General features: G+C 48.0%; 12 protein-coding genes and 2 pseudogenes. 3 read left to right on the top strand and 11 right to left on the bottom strand.

The window, feature by feature from the left end; genetic code table 11:
• Positions 1–116: 116 nt before the first annotated feature.
• From tsaD to folK, 3 genes are all read left to right on the top strand, one after another.
• Positions 117–1,148: a tRNA (adenosine(37)-N6)-threonylcarbamoyltransferase complex transferase subunit TsaD gene (gene tsaD, locus BST96_RS09240; protein ID WP_085758432.1), complete on the top strand. Its 1,032-nt coding sequence runs from the start codon at positions 117–119 to the stop codon at positions 1,146–1,148.
• Between the two features lie 67 nt (positions 1,149–1,215).
• A complete protein-coding gene (gene folB / locus BST96_RS09245; protein WP_085758433.1) occupies positions 1,216–1,572 on the top strand; it encodes a dihydroneopterin aldolase in 357 nt (118 codons plus the stop codon).
• 15 nt (positions 1,573–1,587) lie between these two features.
• Positions 1,588–2,103, top strand: coding sequence for a 2-amino-4-hydroxy-6-hydroxymethyldihydropteridine diphosphokinase (gene folK / locus BST96_RS09250; protein WP_085758434.1), 516 nt, complete (start codon positions 1,588–1,590; stop codon positions 2,101–2,103).
• Between the two features lie 31 nt (positions 2,104–2,134).
• On the opposite strand, the gene BST96_RS09255 is transcribed toward folK, so the two are convergent.
• From BST96_RS09255 to BST96_RS09310, 11 genes and pseudogenes are all read right to left on the bottom strand, one after another.
• Positions 2,135–2,881: a pteridine reductase gene (locus tag BST96_RS09255; RefSeq protein ID WP_085758435.1), complete on the bottom strand. Its 747-nt coding sequence runs from the start codon at positions 2,879–2,881 to the stop codon at positions 2,135–2,137.
• Entirely contained in the window at positions 2,878–3,978 is a 1,101-nt protein-coding gene (locus BST96_RS09260) for a tRNA nucleotidyltransferase/poly(A) polymerase-related protein (protein WP_085758436.1), read from the bottom strand. The genes BST96_RS09255 and BST96_RS09260 overlap by 4 nt, the downstream gene beginning before the upstream one ends.
• 60 nt (positions 3,979–4,038) lie before the next feature.
• Positions 4,039–5,580 carry a SpoVR family protein gene (locus BST96_RS09265; RefSeq protein WP_085758437.1) on the bottom strand — a complete coding sequence of 514 codons (1,542 nt, stop codon included), beginning with the start codon at positions 5,578–5,580 and terminating at the stop codon, positions 4,039–4,041.
• The gene (locus BST96_RS09270) at positions 5,577–6,842 is read right to left on the bottom strand and encodes a YeaH/YhbH family protein (RefSeq protein ID WP_085758438.1); all 1,266 of its coding nucleotides are present in this window, start codon (positions 6,840–6,842) and stop codon (positions 5,577–5,579) included. Before BST96_RS09270 ends, BST96_RS09265 begins: the two co-directional genes overlap by 4 nt.
• 55 nt (positions 6,843–6,897) lie before the next feature.
• On the bottom strand, positions 6,898–8,820 hold the full coding sequence (locus BST96_RS09275) for a PrkA family serine protein kinase (protein WP_085758439.1): 1,923 nt from the start codon (positions 8,818–8,820) through the stop codon (positions 6,898–6,900).
• A 437-nt stretch (positions 8,821–9,257) separates the two neighbouring features.
• Positions 9,258–10,061, bottom strand: coding sequence for a symmetrical bis(5'-nucleosyl)-tetraphosphatase (locus BST96_RS09280; RefSeq protein WP_085758440.1), 804 nt, complete (start codon positions 10,059–10,061; stop codon positions 9,258–9,260).
• Positions 10,061–10,438: a Co2+/Mg2+ efflux protein ApaG gene (gene apaG, locus BST96_RS09285; protein ID WP_085758441.1), complete on the bottom strand. Its 378-nt coding sequence runs from the start codon at positions 10,436–10,438 to the stop codon at positions 10,061–10,063. The genes BST96_RS09280 and apaG overlap by 1 nt, the downstream gene beginning before the upstream one ends.
• Positions 10,439–10,440: 2 nt before the next feature.
• Positions 10,441–11,240, bottom strand: a pseudogene (gene rsmA, locus BST96_RS09290) (16S rRNA (adenine(1518)-N(6)/adenine(1519)-N(6))-dimethyltransferase RsmA).
• A 5-nt stretch (positions 11,241–11,245) separates the two neighbouring features.
• Positions 11,246–12,250 carry a 4-hydroxythreonine-4-phosphate dehydrogenase PdxA gene (pdxA, locus tag BST96_RS09295; RefSeq protein ID WP_085758442.1) on the bottom strand — a complete coding sequence of 335 codons (1,005 nt, stop codon included), beginning with the start codon at positions 12,248–12,250 and terminating at the stop codon, positions 11,246–11,248.
• A 36-nt stretch (positions 12,251–12,286) separates the two neighbouring features.
• Complete coding sequence (locus BST96_RS09300; protein WP_085758443.1) at positions 12,287–13,615, bottom strand: peptidylprolyl isomerase; 1,329 nt, start codon at positions 13,613–13,615, stop codon at positions 12,287–12,289.
• A pseudogene (locus tag BST96_RS09310) lies at positions 13,599–16,204 on the bottom strand (LPS-assembly protein LptD). The gene BST96_RS09300 and the pseudogene BST96_RS09310 overlap by 17 nt, the downstream one beginning before the upstream one ends.
• Positions 16,205–16,337: the final 133 nt, after the last annotated feature.

Here is a 16,337-nt window from a genome sequence, read left to right on the forward strand (position 1 = left end):
AAAGCTCTGTACGGGCTAATTTAAGGGGTATTTTGTCACCGTTTTGCTGGTCTGGCGGGGTGTCAGCCAGTATTATGCGCGGCTACTATCACTGTATCCAATAAAATACGCTCAGCATGCTAATTCTCGGTATAGAAACATCCTGTGATGAAACCGGTATCGCGCTCTATGACAGTGAGCGGGGCCTGTTGGCGGAAGCCTTATACAGCCAAATTGAGCTGCATACCGAGTATGGTGGGGTCGTACCTGAGCTGGCGTCGCGGGACCATATTCGCAAAACTCTGCCTTTAATTGAACAAGTGTTGGCTGAAGCCGGTTGTCAGCGGCAGGATATAGCGGGGGTAGCCTATACCTCAGGCCCCGGCCTGGTGGGGGCATTGATGGTGGGAGCCATGATTGGCCGCTCACTGGCCTATGCGCTGAATATTCCCGGTATTGGTGTTCATCATATGGAAGGGCATTTACTGGCCCCCATGCTGGAAGATAATCCGCCAGACTTCCCCTTTGTCGCTCTATTAGTCTCTGGCGGCCACACCCAGCTGGTCAGAGTGGATGGTATTGGTCAGTACCAGCTATTGGGTGAGTCTTTAGATGACGCCGCAGGTGAAGCCTTTGATAAAACCGCGAAAATGCTAAAGCTGCCCTATCCAGGGGGGCCTCAGGTTGCCAAACTGGCTGAATCCGGTGAGCCTGGCCGTTTTACCTTCCCGCGCCCTATGGTTAAGCACCCCGGCCTGGATTTTAGTTTTAGCGGCTTGAAGACCTATACCCTGAATACCGTCCATGAGCATGCTAATCAAGAGGGGGTAGTTGATGAGCAAACCCGCGCAGATATCGCCCATGCATTCCAGCGCGCTGTGGTTGAAACCCTGGTGATCAAGTGCAAGCGAGCTTTAAAGCAGGAGTCGCTGTCCCAGTTGGTGATGGCGGGAGGTGTCAGTGCTAATAGGGAGCTGAGAGTTGGGCTGGAACAGGCCCTGGCTAAAATTAATGCGCAAGTTTTTTATGCCCGTCCGGAGTTTTGTACCGATAATGGCGCTATGATTGCCTATGCTGGCTGCCAGCGACTATTGGCAGGGCAGGGTGATACGTTGTCAGTTATTGCGACACCTCGCTGGCCAATGGATCAGTTGCTGGCCTTAACATAGAGTTGAACCGCAGGCTTGAATGCGCCGTAAGGTAATAATAATTCAATAAATTTTAGGAATCAGCTTGATGGATATTGTGTATATTCGGGATTTAAAAATTGAAACAGTTATCGGCATTTATGACTGGGAGCGGGAGATTAAGCAAACAGTGAGTCTCGATTTGGAAATGGCCCACGATATTCGCCGCGCCGCAGAGACTGACGATATTGCCGACACCTTAAACTATAAAGCCGTTGCCAAACGTTTAATTTCTTTTATTGGTGACAGCGAATTTTTATTAGTAGAAACCATGGCAGAGCGCTGTGCAGAGATTGTACGCACGGAGTTTTCAGTGCCCTGGTTAAAACTACGCCTAAGCAAGCCAGGAGCCGTGCGGGGTTCACAGGATGTCGGAGTTATTATTGAGCGCGGCGAAAAAACCTAAAGACTGGAGAACAGAGTGGCACAAGTTTATCTGAGTATCGGTAGTAATATTGATCGCTATCAACATATTAGCGCGTCGCTGGATGCGCTGGATAAACATTTTGACGGTATGACCATTTCGCCTGTGTATGAAAGCGAAGCGGTGGGTTTTGAGGGGGATAATTTCCTTAATCTGGTGGTGGGTTTTTATTGTCACCTTAGTGTGGGGGACTTAGCCAGAGAGCTACGCGATATAGAGCACGATAATGGCCGCCGTCGCGATGGCCCTAAATTTGGCCCGCGTACATTGGATATCGATATTCTAACCTACGGTGATGAGGTGGGTGTTGTTGACGGTGTTGAGTTGCCACGGGATGAGATTGTTAAAAATGCCTTTGTGCTATTGCCACTGTTTGATATCGCGCCAGAAGATACTCACCCCGAGTCTCATAAAAGTTATGCTGAGTTATGGCAGAACTATGATCAAGCAAGCCAAAAGTTATGGTCGGTAGATTTTGAATGGCGCGGCGAGAAAATCTCTGTTCACGCCTGATTTTTTCCTGATGCTCTAATAAGGTGGCTCGTTACATATTTAACGAGCGGCCACCATCTACAGCAATAATTTGCCCAGTGATATAAGGCGCATCATTCACTAAGAATGCAACGGTCTTGGCAATATCGCTCACATCCCCAATTTTTTGCATCGGTACTTTGTTCAGTATGGATGATTTGTCATTAGGGTCCAATTCCTGTTCCGGCCACAATATAGCGCCGGGAGAAACACCGTTGACCCTAACCGCAGGAGCCATTTCTTTGGCCAGAGTTTTTGTCATCATAGCAACGCTGGCTTTTGCCATGGAGTAGATTGTATGATCCGCCATGGGCTTTTCACTATGAATATCGACCAGATTAACAATGCAGCCCTGCCGCTGACTTAGAGTAGGTGTTAGTGTCTGGCTAAGAAAAAACGGCCCTTTAACATTGCTATCAAACAAAGCATTCCAATCCTCTTCGGTCGATGTGTTAAGGGGGGTGGGGTAAAAAGTGGAGGCATTATTAATTAATGCATCAATATGCCCCCAGTGTTTTTCTGCGGCAATAGCCAAAGCTAGTACGTCATTGCTGTTGGTCAGGTCTGCCTTAATGCAGTGCGCTGAACCGCTGCGCTGCTGGTTAAGCTGATCAGCCAGTTCTTCGGCGGGCTGGGAGGATGAGCGATAGTGAATAATAATATTAAAGCCAGCACCATGGAGTGTTTTACAAATTTCTGCGCCTATCCGTTGGGCGGCACCGGTAACTAAAGCAACCCGTTGTGTGGTCTGTTCGCTCATTCTTTATCCGTTGTTGTCAGTAATTGATGAATCGCTTCAAGGCGCAGGCTATATAAGGCTTTGGCGATAGCTTTACCTTTCAGGCCTTGTTTGGCCAGTTCGCCAGCGTTGATGGCTTTGCAGGCTATAAAGGCATCACGTAGTTGTTGTGTTGTACGCGGTGAATCAAACTTAAGTTCACAGCATTGCAGAAAATGTTCAAAGCGCTGTTCGCGCCGAAAGGGGTCAAGTTGTTCGAGGGTGTCCAGTAATACTTCCGCGCGGTTCACTATTTCAGAATCATATTGTTGGTGGCGGGCTAGCAGCATAGCCAGTTCTTTATATTCTTTGGGCGCTTTGATTTTTTCACAGAGTGTCTCTGCGCTATGAGTATCAAGTTGGCTTAGCAATAGGGCAAAGCGGGTAAGGCTAAGTTTATGTTCGCTGGCTTTTTGTACGATTGAAAACTGCTCAGCAGTGAGCAGGGAGAGCTCAGGCATCAACTTGTCCAGCGCCTTGGTCTGTTGCAGCGCTATAAAAAATTGCTGCGGTGATTGCTCCCTCAGTGCTTTTTCCATTTCTTTCCAAACTCTTTCGGCAGGCAATGCAAGCAGTTCATCGCCAGTGCTAATGGTTTGCATTAGCTGCAATGTCTCGTCAGCAATCTGAAAGCCTAAATAATGATAGCGGGCATAAAAGCGGGCGATGCGTAAAACGCGTAATGGGTCTTCAATAAATGCGGCTGAAACATGCCGTAAATATTTTTTCTCAAGGTCGCGCTGGCCACCATAGGGGTCGATAATACTGCCGTCGTTATCCTCCGCCATGGCATTAATAGTTAGGTCTCGCCGGATAAGGTCTTCTTCAAGGGTAACATCGGGGCTGGCATAACAATCAAAGCCGGTATAGCCCGGGCCTGATTTACGTTCGGTTCTGGCAAGGGCGTATTCTTCTTTGGTCTCAGGGTGAAGAAAAACCGGGAAGTCTTTGCCCACGGCTTGGTAGCCCTGAGAAAGCAGGTCTTCAGGGGTTGCACCCACGACGACCCAGTCGTGTTCATGATAAGGCACACCTAATAACTTATCCCTAACGGCGCCGCCAACCAAATACGTTTTCATAGACCTGCAAATCATTGTTGAAGTTGTTAGGGATTATAGCAGGAGTTGGATGCTGCACGCTTATTGGTTTTCGGGGTCGGGGTAGTCATCAATATCCGGGCAGTGGTAGCTGTTAACGACCTTGCCCGCTTGAATAGAGTCCAGTTGAATATCAAAGCCCCATAGGCGATGCAGATGCTTTAAGGTCTCCTGACTATCGTCGTTCAGCGGTTTGCGATTATGTTGTTGGTGTTCCAGGCGCATAGAGCGGTCACCGCGAATATCGATATGGGTAATTTGGATATTGGGTTCCTTATCCCCGATATTATATTGACCGGCTAACTGTTCCCTAATAATTGGGTAACCACTGTCATTATGAATGGCCATAATCTCAATTTCGGAGCGGCTATCATCATCCAATGCACAGAATAATTTAAGGTCACGTATCACTTTAGGGGAAAGAAACTGTTGGATAAAACTTTCATCCTTAAAATTACGCATGGCAAATTGCAGGGTTTCCTGCCAGTTAGAACCGGCAAAATCCGGGAACCAGCGCCGGTCTTCATCGGTGGGGTTTTCACAGATACGGCGTATATCTATCATCATGGCAAAGCCCAGCGTATAGGGGTTGATACCACTGTAATAGGGGCTGTCAAAATCCGGTTGAAAGATAACACTGGTATGTGACTGCAAAAACTCCATCATAAATCCATCGGTCACTAAATGCCGGTCATACATTTCATTTAGTAGGGTGTAATGCCAAAAACAAGCCCAACCTTCATTCATTACCTGAGTCTGGCGTTGAGGATAAAAATACTGGGCGACTTTGCGAACAATGCGTAATATTTCACGGTGCCATGGCTCCAGCAACGGTGCATTTTTCTCCAAAAAATATAACAGATTTTCCTGGGGTTCCGCTGGAAAAGGAGAGAGTTGGTCTTTTCCGGGTTCGGTCTTGGTGACAGGAATAGTGCGCCAGAGGTCATTGACCTGCTGCTGCAATAAGACTTCGCGCTCCTGTTGTCTTTGCATCTCCTTGGTGGCTGAAATAGGGTGCGGCCTTTTGTAACGGTCGACACCGTAATTCATCAGGGCGTGGCAGGAGTCCAGTATCTTCTCAACGGCATCAACGCCATGGCGCTCTTCACATTTGGCAATATAGTTTCTGGCAAACACCAAATAATCAATAATAGAGTCAGCTTCTGTCCAGGTGCGGAATAAATAGTTACCTTTAAAAAAAGAATTATGGCCATAGCAGGCATGGGCAATGACTAACGCCTGCATAGTCATGGTGTTCTCTTCCATAAGGTAGGCAATGCAGGGGTTGGAGTTAATGACGATTTCATAGGCCAGGCCCATTTGACCGCGACTGTAATTATTTTCTATACCCAGAAAATGCTTGCCATAGGACCAGTGATGGTAAAACAGGGGCATACCGGAGGATGAGTAGGCATCCATCATTTGTTCTGAATTAATAATCTCTATTTGGTTGGGGTAAGTATCCAGCCCAAATTCTTGAGCGATACCGGCAATCACCTCGTCATACTGTTGGATCAGCTCAAAGGTCCAGTCTGAGCCGGTAGAGATCGGTTGTTGTGGTTGCTGGCGCTGTGATTGATTCATGCGGGCCTCCGCTGGAATAAATCCCGGAACACCGGGTAGATATCGGCGGGTTGGATAATTTGCTGAATAGCAAAGGTCTCTTCAAAGTGTGATTGCACCTGCTCATATTCATGCCACAGTGATTGATGCTCTCTGGGGGAAATTTCCACATAAGAGAAATGTTGGGTGTGGGGCATTATCTCGTTCACTAATAAGTCATAGCATTTACTGGAATCGTTATCCCAGTTATCACCGTCGGATGCCTGTGCGCCATAGATATTCCATTCTGAGGTAGGGTAGCGGGCCTGCATAATGGTTTTCATTAACGATAATGCGCTGGAGACAATAGTGCCGCCGGTTTCTCTGGAGTAAAAAAAGGCTTCTTCGTCAACTTCAGTCGCGCTGGTATGATGACGAATAAACACCACGTCGGTGCGGTCATAATTACGCTGTAAAAAAAGATACAACAGAATAAAAAATCGCTTGGCCATATCTTTGGTGGACTGATTCATAGAGCCTGATACATCCATAATGCAGAACATAACCGCCTTGGAGGTAGGCTGTGGCTCTTTAACAGTCAGGTTGTATTTAATATCAAAGGTATCCAGAAAAGGAATGCGCTTGAGCTTGATGTTTAAGTGTTCAATCTGCTCTCTTAAAGATTGGATTTTATCGCTCTGCTGAGGTGCCTCTTCCAATAGTTGCTCCAGCTCTTGTTGCAGTTGTGCTACTTTCTTTTTCGAGGGCGAGCCCAGAGCAATCCGTCGGGCGTTGGCTGCCCTGAGGGATCTGACAATATTAATTTGGTTGGGGGTGCCGACAGTCGAATAGCCAGCCCTTTTATATTTAAAGCTATCTGACCCTGCCAGCTGTCTTTTCACCAGGTTAGGGAGTTCAAGATCATCAAACATAAACTCCAAAAACTCATCCTGAGTAATCTGAAAGGCAAATTCATCCAAACCTTCGCCCGTATTACTGGCCTTGCTACCACCCGCTCCGCCACCGCCTTGAGGTCGAGGTATTTTATCGCCCTGAACAAACTCCTTATTACCGGGGTGGATGGTGGTACGTTTGCCGCCAGGGCTATGCCCAAAGGAGGGTTCCTGGATGTCGTCACTGGGGATGGTGATCTGCTCACCGTTTTCTATATCGGTAATAGAGCGGGAGCTAACGGCATCGGCCACCGCTTTTTTAATATGCTTTTTATAACGGCGAATAAAACGTTGGCGATTAACAGCGCTTTTGTTTTTGGCATTGAGACGTCTATCAATCAGATAACTCAAAGTCTCGCTCCTGTGGCTACATAATGAATTAAAGCCTTTTGTTAGACAGTAGTGCTTATTGAGATTTTCGTACTCGTAAGTACCATTCGGATAAAAGTCTGACCTGTTTTTCGGTATAGCCCCGTTCTACCATTCGAGAGACAAAGTCGGTATGTTTCTTCTGGTCATCGGCGGAGGCTTTGGCATTAAAGGAAATAACCGGCAGTAAATCTTCGGTATTGGAGAACATCTTTTTCTCAATCACCGTGCGAAGTTTTTCGTAGCTGCTCCAGTTGGGGTTTTTGCCATCATTATTTGCTCTGGCCCTAAGCACAAAGTTGACGATTTCATTGCGGAAGTCTTTCGGGTTGGATATTCCCGCGGGCTTCTCGATTTTTTCCAGTTCTTCATTGATGGCAGGGCGGTCGAGAATTTCCCCGGTTTCAGGGTCGCGGTATTCCTGGTCCTGAATCCAAAAATCGGCATAGGTCACATAGCGGTCAAAAATATTTTGCCCGTATTCAGAGTAGGACTCCAGATACGCTGTCTGTATTTCTTTGCCGATAAATTCGACATACCGTGGTGCCAGATATTCTTTAATGACATTCAGATAGCGTTCCGCTAACTCAGGCTGAAATTGTTCCTGTTCTATTTGTTGCTCTAGTACATAGAGTAAATGCACGGGGTTGGCCGCAACTTCAGTGGGGTCAAAATTAAATACCTTGGCCAAAATCTTAAACGCAAAGCGGGTGGAAAGCCCATTCATGCCCTCATTTACACCGGCGTTATCATGGTATTCCTGCATGCTTTTGGCCTTAGGGTCGGTATCCTTTAGGCTCTCGCCATCATAGACTCGCATTTTAGAAAAGATATTGGAGTTCTCCGGTTCGATCAGGCGTGACAACACCGTGAACTGGCCTAACATTTTAACGGTGTCGGGTGCGCATGGCGCATGGGCTAGTGAGCTATTTTGTAACAGTTTTTCATAGATTCTGATTTCTTCAGAAACCCGCAGGCAATAGGGCACTTTGACAATATAAACACGGTCAATAAACGCTTCGTTGTTTTTATTGTTTTTAAAAGACTGCCACTCCGACTCATTGGAGTGGGCCAGAATAATTCCATCAAAGGGGATCGCGCTTAAACCTTCGGTGCTATTGTAGTTACCTTCCTGAGTGGCGGTGAGTAAGGGGTGCAGCACTTTTATCGGCGCCTTAAACATCTCTACAAATTCCATAATGCCCTGATTGGCGCGACATAGCCCGCCCGAAAAACTATAAGCATCGGGGTCGTTCTGGGGAAATTCTTCCAGTTGGCGAATATCAACCTTGCCCACCAGAGAAGAAATATCCTGATTGTTTTCATCGCCGGGTTCAGTCTTTGTAATGGCAATTTGGTCCAGACGTGAAGGGTAGATTTTAACGACTTTAAACTGAGTAATATCACCATTGTATTCATGCAGGCGTTTAACCGCCCAGGGGGACATAATGGTGCCGAGATAGCGCTCTGGAATACCGTAGTCTTCTTGCAATATTTGGGCGTCTTCTGCGGGGTCAAATAGCCCTAAAGGAGACTCAAAAACCGGCGAGCCTTTGAGGCAGTAGATTGGCTCTTTTTCCATAAGGGCCTTTAGTTTTTCTGCCAGTGAAGACTTGCCACCACCCACCGGGCCCAACAGATATAGTATTTGTTTGTTTTCTTCCAGCCCTTGGGCCGCATGACGAAAATAGGCCACAATATTTTCTATGGCTTCTTCCATGCCATAAAATTCACTAAACACTTTATAACGTTTAATAATTTTATTAGAAAAAATTCGACTAAGGCGGGGGTCCGTTGCCGTATCAATCATTTCCGGCTCGCCAATAGCGGCGAGTAATCGTTCGGAGGCGTTGGCATAGGTGTTGGGGTTGTCTTTACACAGCTGCAGATATTCTTGAAGAGTGATTTCTTCTTGCTGTGTGGATGCATAGCGGTTTTGAAAGTGATTAAATATTCCCATGGCAGTTAGTATCTCCTTACAGTAAATCAGTGGTTACATTTAGTAGCTGACAACAAGTAAAAACTAACAATAAAAATGTATAACGGGTTGTAGATAACAGCTTCAAGAAAAGTAAAAGAAGCCCGAAAATAATTTTCTTGTGTTTATCATAGCGTCTATGGATAGACCGCGCGATGGGTTTTTTGTTTTATCGTTTTTGAGTGTTTTCAGTCCTTTGCAAAATTTGGTTTGCTTAGTTTTTGATCGTTGTGGCATAAGGAATTGTTTAATAAACAAAAAACTGGATAGATTATTTTTTTATAACAGAGCGCTGTGTGGATTTGTCGCAAATGCAAGGCATAGTCGATGCCAGACTTTTTGATTTTTAATGGTTAATTCGTTTAAAGGAGGCGTTTTATATAAATAAAAAATTTAAGGGCTGTCGTTCTATGACGACATTAGCTTGCGCAGTCGCAGCGATGCATCTGCTGAGTGTCCAAATTCATTAAGGTGAGGGCGTGGCCCCAAACGCAGCCAGTATCCAGGGCAAACACATGAGGGTTATCGGCTTTGCCTTCCAGCGCAGCCCAGTGGCCAAAAATAATATTCTGATTGCTGGTCGCAGGGTAGGAAAACCAGGGTTTAAAGTCAGGTTTATCGATGGTGGCGAGTTTGTCTTCAAAATCTAACTCTCCGGCAACTGTACAGAAACGCATTCTCGTTAAGTAGTTGGTAATCACTCGCAATCGCGTCCAGCCTTCAAGTTGGTCATTCCAAACCGCGGGCTCATTACCATACATATGGCTAAAAAAATCAGCGGCTGTCTCTCCCCGCAAAACCTGTTCGACTTCATGGGCCAATTGGCTGGCCTGTTGTACTGTCCAGATGGGTGGAATGCCGGCATGGACCATGGTGTAGTCATGGCTGGGGTCGTTATAGATTAAGTGCTGCTGTTGCAGCCATTGCACCAGTATTTGGCAATCACTGGCATTAAGGATTTCATCAAAGGTATCGGATTTACCGGCGTTTCTGGTGCCATGGGCAACAGCAAGAAAGTGCAGATCGTGATTGCCCAGTACAATTCGGGTGCAATCCCCAAGCTCTTTAATAAAACGTAAAGTGTCTAATGAGGCGGGGCCGCGGTTGATCAGGTCTCCCGCCAGCCATAGCTGGTCTTGCGCAGGGTCAAACGCCACCTCCTTTAACAAGCATTGCAAAGGAGCCAGGCAGCCTTGTACATCACCCACAGCATAGCGCGTCATTAATGCAGTGACCCCGGGTGAATCAGTGAGAATTGCGGGATGGGGGCATCAAAGGCCGTGCCGGATGCGCTTTCCATCTGGTAGCTGCCTTCCATGGTGCCAACGGCGGTTTCTAATAGTGCGCCGCTGGTATAGCGATAGCTATGGCCGGGTTTAATGGTCGGTTGGTCGCCGACAACACCATCGCCGCGCACTTCTTCTACTTTGGCATTGCCGTCAGTAATAATCCAATGGCGACTGATAAGTTTTACCGGTTCAACGCCGTGGTTGCTAATGGTAATCGTATAGGCAAAAGCGAAGCGCTGTTCTTCCGGGCTGGACTGTTGTGGAATAAATTGCGTGTCCACATGAATACTGATGGGGTTATCGGTTAGCATAATTAGGTGTCTTCCCTGATGGCGTTACTAATGGCGACAAATTGTTCTAATGATAAAGTTTCTGGCCGGGCAGCAGGGTTTATAGCTAACGCGGTTAATTGCTGCTCGCTGATCTCCCCTTTTAATGAGTTGCGCAATGTTTTGCGTCGCTGGTTAAAGGCGGTACGCAAAATATGCTCCAGTGTTTGCACATTATTTGCCGGATGAGGTAATTGTTGATGGGGGCCAAGCGGACAATGGCCGATTGTACTTTGGGACGCGGATCAAAGGCCTCCGGTGGTACTTCAAACAGCGAGTGTACATCACAATAATATTGCGCCATGACACTTAAGCGCCCGTAGTTTTTATTGCCGGGCACGGCGGCAAGGCGATTCACCACTTCCAGTTGCAGCATAAAATGCATATCGTGAATCAGTGCTTGCTGGTCCAGCAAATGAAAGATTAACGGGGTAGAAATATTGTAGGGCAGGTTGCCCACCACCCGTAATTTTTCATCACCCTTTTGCAAAGAAGAAAAATCAAATTCCAGCGCATCCCCTTGTTGCAAACTAAAGCGGCTTTCACCGGCAAAGCGTTGCTCCAGAATAGGAATCAGGTCGCGGTCCAGTTCGATAGCATCGAGCTCGCAGCCGCTGGCCAGAATGTCGGCGGTAAGCGCACCCTGGCCGGGACCAATCTCTACAATATGGTCATCGGTTGTTGCATTGATAGAGCGGGCGATATGATGGATAACGCCTGCGTCTTGCAAAAAGTTTTGGCCAAAGCGTTTACGGGCACGGTGTTTATTATCCGGGTTCGCCATAGTGTTTAGTGCTCAGTAGTGGTTGACGAACGGTGTTGAGCCATACTGATGGCATAACTCAATGCTGTTTTTAAACTGCCCATATCCGCCTTGCCACTGCCGGCTAAATCCAGTGCTGTACCGTGATCGACGGAGGTACGAATAATGGGTAAGCCCAGAGTAATATTTACCGCATTGCCAAAGCCTTTATATTTTAATGTCGGCAAACCCTGGTCGTGATACATCGCCAGCACCGCGTCACAATGCTGTAGATGTTTTTCAGTAAAGGCGGTATCGGCGGGCAGCGGCCCGGTTAGGTGCATACCTTCGGCGTTTAGCTTTTCCATACAGGGAATAATTTCATCTATTTCTTCACGCCCCATATGGCCGCCTTCGCCCGCATGGGGGTTTAAGCCCAGCACGGTAATTTCAGGTTGTTGCAAACCAAAATGCTGTTGCAGGTCACGATGTAAAATTCGAGTAATGGTTTCCACTTTTGCGGCAGTAATATGTTGGGGCACTGCCAGCAAGGGCAGGTGGGTGGTTACCAGAGCAACCCGCAGCCCTTCGGTGGCCAGCATCATCACGACCTGTTCGGTCTGGGTTTTTTCTTCCAGATATTCGGTATGGCCACTAAAGCTAATGCCAGCATCATTTATTACCGCCTTATTGACAGGGGCAGTGACCATGGCGGCAAAGGTATTATCCATACAGCCATTAATAGCGGCATCCAATGTGGCTAAAACATAATGAGCATTTTCAGTATTTAATGTGCCGGTGACGCATGGCTGTGCAAGTTTAATCGGTAGTACGCTTATTTCCCCGGCGGTATTAAGCTGTGGGGCAAGGGATGGGTCAAAGCTGCGAATCGTTAACGGTAGTTTGAGTTGTTCGGCGCGTTGCAGCAAAAGTTCAGGGTCGGCGATGACAACAAGTTCAGCGCTGTGCTCGCTTTGTGCCAGTTGGATAATCAGGTCTGGGCCAATGCCCGCAGGTTCGCCGGGAGTTAAAGCTATTCGTAATATCGTCATAGTATTAGAGAGATAACTTCCGGCTAATCAGTTGAATTATTTAAAATCTACATAGGCTTCATCGCGAATTTTCTGTAGCCAGGTTTGCAGTTCATCGTCATATTTACGCTGATGAATATGGTTGCGGGCAATATTGCGACGAATATCGTCGGTAACATCTTTGTCGCGACGCTCAATGACTTGCAGCACATGCCAGCCGTATTGGCTTTTAAATGCGGGGCTGATATCGCCAGGTTGGGTGCTGTCCATGGCATCCTGAAAGGCGCCAACTAATTGTCCCGGGCTGGTCCAGCCTAAATCACCGCCTTCCAGCGCAGAACCAATATCTTCAGAGAATTCCCGGGCCAGGTCTTCAAATTCTTCGCCATCAATAATACGTTGCCGCAGCTGTTTAATTTCAGCTTCCGTAGCCGCTTCATTTCGAATAGCGGAAGGCTTTAATAAAATATGGCGGGCTTTGGTTTGCGGGATAACTTCACCGTCGCCGCGTTTGTCTAACAGCTTTACCAAGTGAAAGCCGCTGGCGCTTTGCACGGGGCTGGCAGTACCACCTTCTGTGGTTGTAGTCGCCAGACTTGAAATCAGGCTGGGTAAGTCTGCTGCTTTGCGCCAGCCCAGGTCATTAATTTTGAGCTGGCTATAGCTGGACATCACTTTTTCGTAAGCTTCCCCATTGTCTATACGCTGATACAGCGCATCGGCCATTGCTTTAGCGGCGGCAACGGTTGCTCTGTCCGCACCTCCGGGTATCGCAATCAGGGTATGCAGCATCCGGTATTCCGGTGCTGTCATTGACTGGCCTTCTTCGGAAGATAGAAAGTTGGCAATTTCCTGGTCGGTAATTTGTACGCGCTGGTTAACATTGCCCTGTTGGACCCGCTGCAATAACATTTCTTTGCGAATCTGTTCACGGGTGGCGTTGTAAGAGATACCGTCGCTTTCCAGTGCTTCTTTAAACTGCAATAAATTCATTCGGTTTTGCTGGGCAATACGCAGCATAGAATCGTTAAGCTGGGCGTCACTAATACGCACGCCAGCGCGCATGGCCATTTGCAGTTGAATATTTTCAATAATCAGTTGGTCAAGAATTTCTTGCTGGATTTCCTGCATGGGCGGCGCCGACTTGCCGCTCTTTTCGATATTGACTTTGACCTGCTGGATGCGCTCTTTAAGTTCGCTGGCCATCACCACGTCGTCATCCACAATAGCGATAACCTGGTCGAGCAGTTGCAGTTGGTTGTTGGCACTTGCCAGTGTGGCATTAAGGCTGCCAAACACCACAAATAATGAACCGGCCAGTATGGCCAGACGATTGCGGCGGCCTTTACTGGCCGCAGTGGCTATCAATTTAATCAAGATCTTCATACCCCAAAATATTTTCTTCCAGCAGTTTCTGTGCTTTGTTGCCGAGGCTGCCCAGGCCTTTTAATTCAAACTCAAGGATAAAGGCGTAATCCCGTTCGACTACGATATTACTGGTGAGTTCATCGGGCATTAATGTGTCGTCTTCAATCACTTCCACAAATTCGTCCTGGAAGCTGCGCTGGTAGAGCAGGCGAACCATCCAGCAGCAATCTTCGTATTGCAGGCCAAAGACATCATCGATCGAGCGGTTTTCCTCGACATCATAGCGATAGCGGGCAAAGGTCGTCCAGCGTTCGCTAATGGGTAGTACCATAGAGGCGTCGGCTTGTGAGACATCTCGCCTGCCAAAGCCCAGGTTACTGGCCGCTTCTCTATTAAAGCGATAGCCCAGATTGTACAGGCTTTTGTTACTGGCCTGATACTGCATCCCAATGCCACCCTCCTGCAAATAGTCCTGCCTTGAGTCCCAGAGCAGGGTGTTAGTGAGCCAAAGCCGGTCGGTGGGCTGATATTGGATGTCTGTGGCAATTTGGGAATTACTGACTATCTCATCGTCATCTCTGGCGTTTAACTGTACCCGGCGATCATCAAAGTAAAAGATTTGGCCAACACTCATAGTCAGCACTTCCCGACCTTCGCCATCATTGATAAAGCGACTAGTCACCCCGACTGAGACCTGGTTGGCGTCATCAAGGCGGTCGTGGCCAGTAAAGCGGGTGTCCCTAAAGAGCTGGCTGTAGCTGAATTTGAGGGCCTTGGTATCAAAGTCAGGGTTATTGTTCTGTTCTTCGTAATCGCTATAGAAATAGTAGAGGCGTGGCTCCAGAGTTTGTAGCCAGTTACTGTCACCAAAACGGGTCTGCCGTTCAAATACCAGACCCATATCCAGAGTGGCTAAGGGTGTGGTGGCGGAGGGTGTGTCATCGTCGCTATCAAAGGCTTCCAGTTCATAGCTAACATTGCGCACTTTGACGGTGGGGATAATAAAACCGGGGCCCAGCGCATAGGGTAGCTGGCGCCAACTTCGGCAAAAACCCGCTCGCCGGTTTCAAATCTGCCACCGTCATCGATAGATTCATCATGCTTAAAATCAGTAAACTCAGCCTCAAACAGCCATTCCGGTGAAAAGTTAGCGCCGGTGTAATTTTTCTCAATGGTTAACTGGGGCATCAGCTGATATTGGCTGGATAGCAGGTCATCAATGGTTTGAGATTGTTCTACCAGCAGTTCAGTCTGCCAACTCTTGTCACGGTATCCCAGTGAGGCGCTTTGGGTTAAGTGGTCGCTGCGCTTAAGTTCGAGGCTGTCAGGGGACAGGTCATCAAAAAAGTCCTCATCGCTGACTTTGTTATAGTCCACCTTGGTGAGAATGGGGCCAATCTTACCTTTATGTTCAACCCGTCCAACCCAGCGGTCTTCCCGTGGTGGAATATCATCATCTCTACCGAATAGCTCGTCCAGAGGTGGGTCGATGGGGTCATCATCAGCCGTTTCTTTAAATTGATCATCCTTTAATTTGGCGCCAGACAGAACCCAGGTACCAAAGCTGCTCATTTGACGGACTTCTGCCTCAAGCATGGTGCCCCGCTTTTCAATAAAACGAGGGGTAATGGTGGCGTCATAATTCGGGGCCAGATTAAGGTAGAGTGGGGCGCTGAGTTCAAAGCCGTTACTGTTGCTTGTTGCCAGAGTGGGGAACAGCAGGCCGGTTTTGCGTCGATCATCGATGGGGAAGGTCATATACGGCGAATAAAACACCGGTATATCGTTGATATTAACCCGGGCATGCTTGGCTGAGCCCCAGCCTTCTTCGCTATCCAGGTGGATGCTACTGGCATGGATTTTCCAGGTTTCATCGTCGGGGCTGCATTGGGTGATAATGCCCTGCTCCAGATCGAGGGTGGTGGCACTGGCTCGGTCAATAACATTGGCCTGCCCCCTAAAACCATCGTTATGTTGGACAAATAAGGCCTGCTCAAAACGGCCGAGATTATCCTCTGTATTTAGCGTGGCCCGGTTAGCGCGAACCAGTATGTCTGGCTCCCTGATTTCCACATTGCCATCAAGCTTTAACTGGTTATTATCGCGGTCCAATATCGCGTTATCCATTCTCAAGCGGCGGCTGCCCTGAGTCAGTTCAACCTGGCCCGAGAGTTTAACAATATTGCCTTCCATGCTGGAGTTATCGGCACTGGCTCGCAAGGGTGCATTGTCGGGGTCTTTATCCGCGTCTTCCCAATCGGCATCGGGTGCTATATAGGCGCCCTCGCAACCGGTTTTACAGAGAGAGGGGTCTTCCAGTTGCTCTATGGCTACCCAGTCCCAATCGCTATGGGGAATATTCTCTCTGGTGGTGATGGGCGTTGTTGCAGCGCTTGTTTTTACCACTGTCGCCGCTGGCTGAGGGGCGGCCTTGCCAGCTTTGTCGCCCCCCTGACACTGCCATTGCCCCTTGGCATCGGCCTTACAGACCCACTGTTGGTCGGGAGAGATGTCGGCACGGGTGTTTGCCACCAGAGCAGAGGCAACAAACGCAGTGACAAAAAGGCGGTTGGCGATGGAGGGTAATGAATATTTACTGGCGGCCATAACTCTTGGGCTGATCTCTGCGGTACCTTGTCGGTATTATGTCCTTAGCGGGATAATCGACTAAGGTTTCCCCTGTTTTTAAGAACGTGGATAATAAAGCATTATGAGCAGGAATGCCCGTGCCAGAACTTTT

The sequence above is a fragment of the Oceanicoccus sagamiensis genome, from assembly GCF_002117105.1.
In the GTDB taxonomy this organism is placed as follows: Bacteria; Pseudomonadota; Gammaproteobacteria; order Pseudomonadales; family Dasaniaceae; genus Oceanicoccus; species Oceanicoccus sagamiensis.

What these genes read in the sequence shown, in the direction of transcription:
- BST96_RS09280 (WP_085758440.1), bottom strand. Translation starts at nt 10,061, where the DNA reads ATGACGCGCTATGCTGTGGGTGATGTACAAGGCTGCCTGGCTCCTTTG.
- pdxA (WP_085758442.1), bottom strand. Translation starts at nt 12,250, where the DNA reads ATGACGATATTACGAATAGCTTTAACTCCCGGCGAACCTGCGGGCATT.
- BST96_RS09300 (WP_085758443.1), bottom strand. Translation starts at nt 13,615, where the DNA reads ATGAAGATCTTGATTAAATTGATAGCCACTGCGGCCAGTAAAGGCCGC.
- folB (WP_085758433.1), top strand. Translation starts at nt 1,216, where the DNA reads ATGGATATTGTGTATATTCGGGATTTAAAAATTGAAACAGTTATCGGC.
- BST96_RS09275 (WP_085758439.1), bottom strand. Translation starts at nt 8,820, where the DNA reads ATGGGAATATTTAATCACTTTCAAAACCGCTATGCATCCACACAGCAA.
- apaG (WP_085758441.1), bottom strand. Translation starts at nt 10,438, where the DNA reads ATGCTAACCGATAACCCCATCAGTATTCATGTGGACACGCAATTTATT.
- BST96_RS09265 (WP_085758437.1), bottom strand. Translation starts at nt 5,580, where the DNA reads ATGAATCAATCACAGCGCCAGCAACCACAACAACCGATCTCTACCGGC.
- BST96_RS09255 (WP_085758435.1), bottom strand. Translation starts at nt 2,881, where the DNA reads ATGAGCGAACAGACCACACAACGGGTTGCTTTAGTTACCGGTGCCGCC.
- BST96_RS09260 (WP_085758436.1), bottom strand. Translation starts at nt 3,978, where the DNA reads ATGAAAACGTATTTGGTTGGCGGCGCCGTTAGGGATAAGTTATTAGGT.
- tsaD (WP_085758432.1), top strand. Translation starts at nt 117, where the DNA reads ATGCTAATTCTCGGTATAGAAACATCCTGTGATGAAACCGGTATCGCG.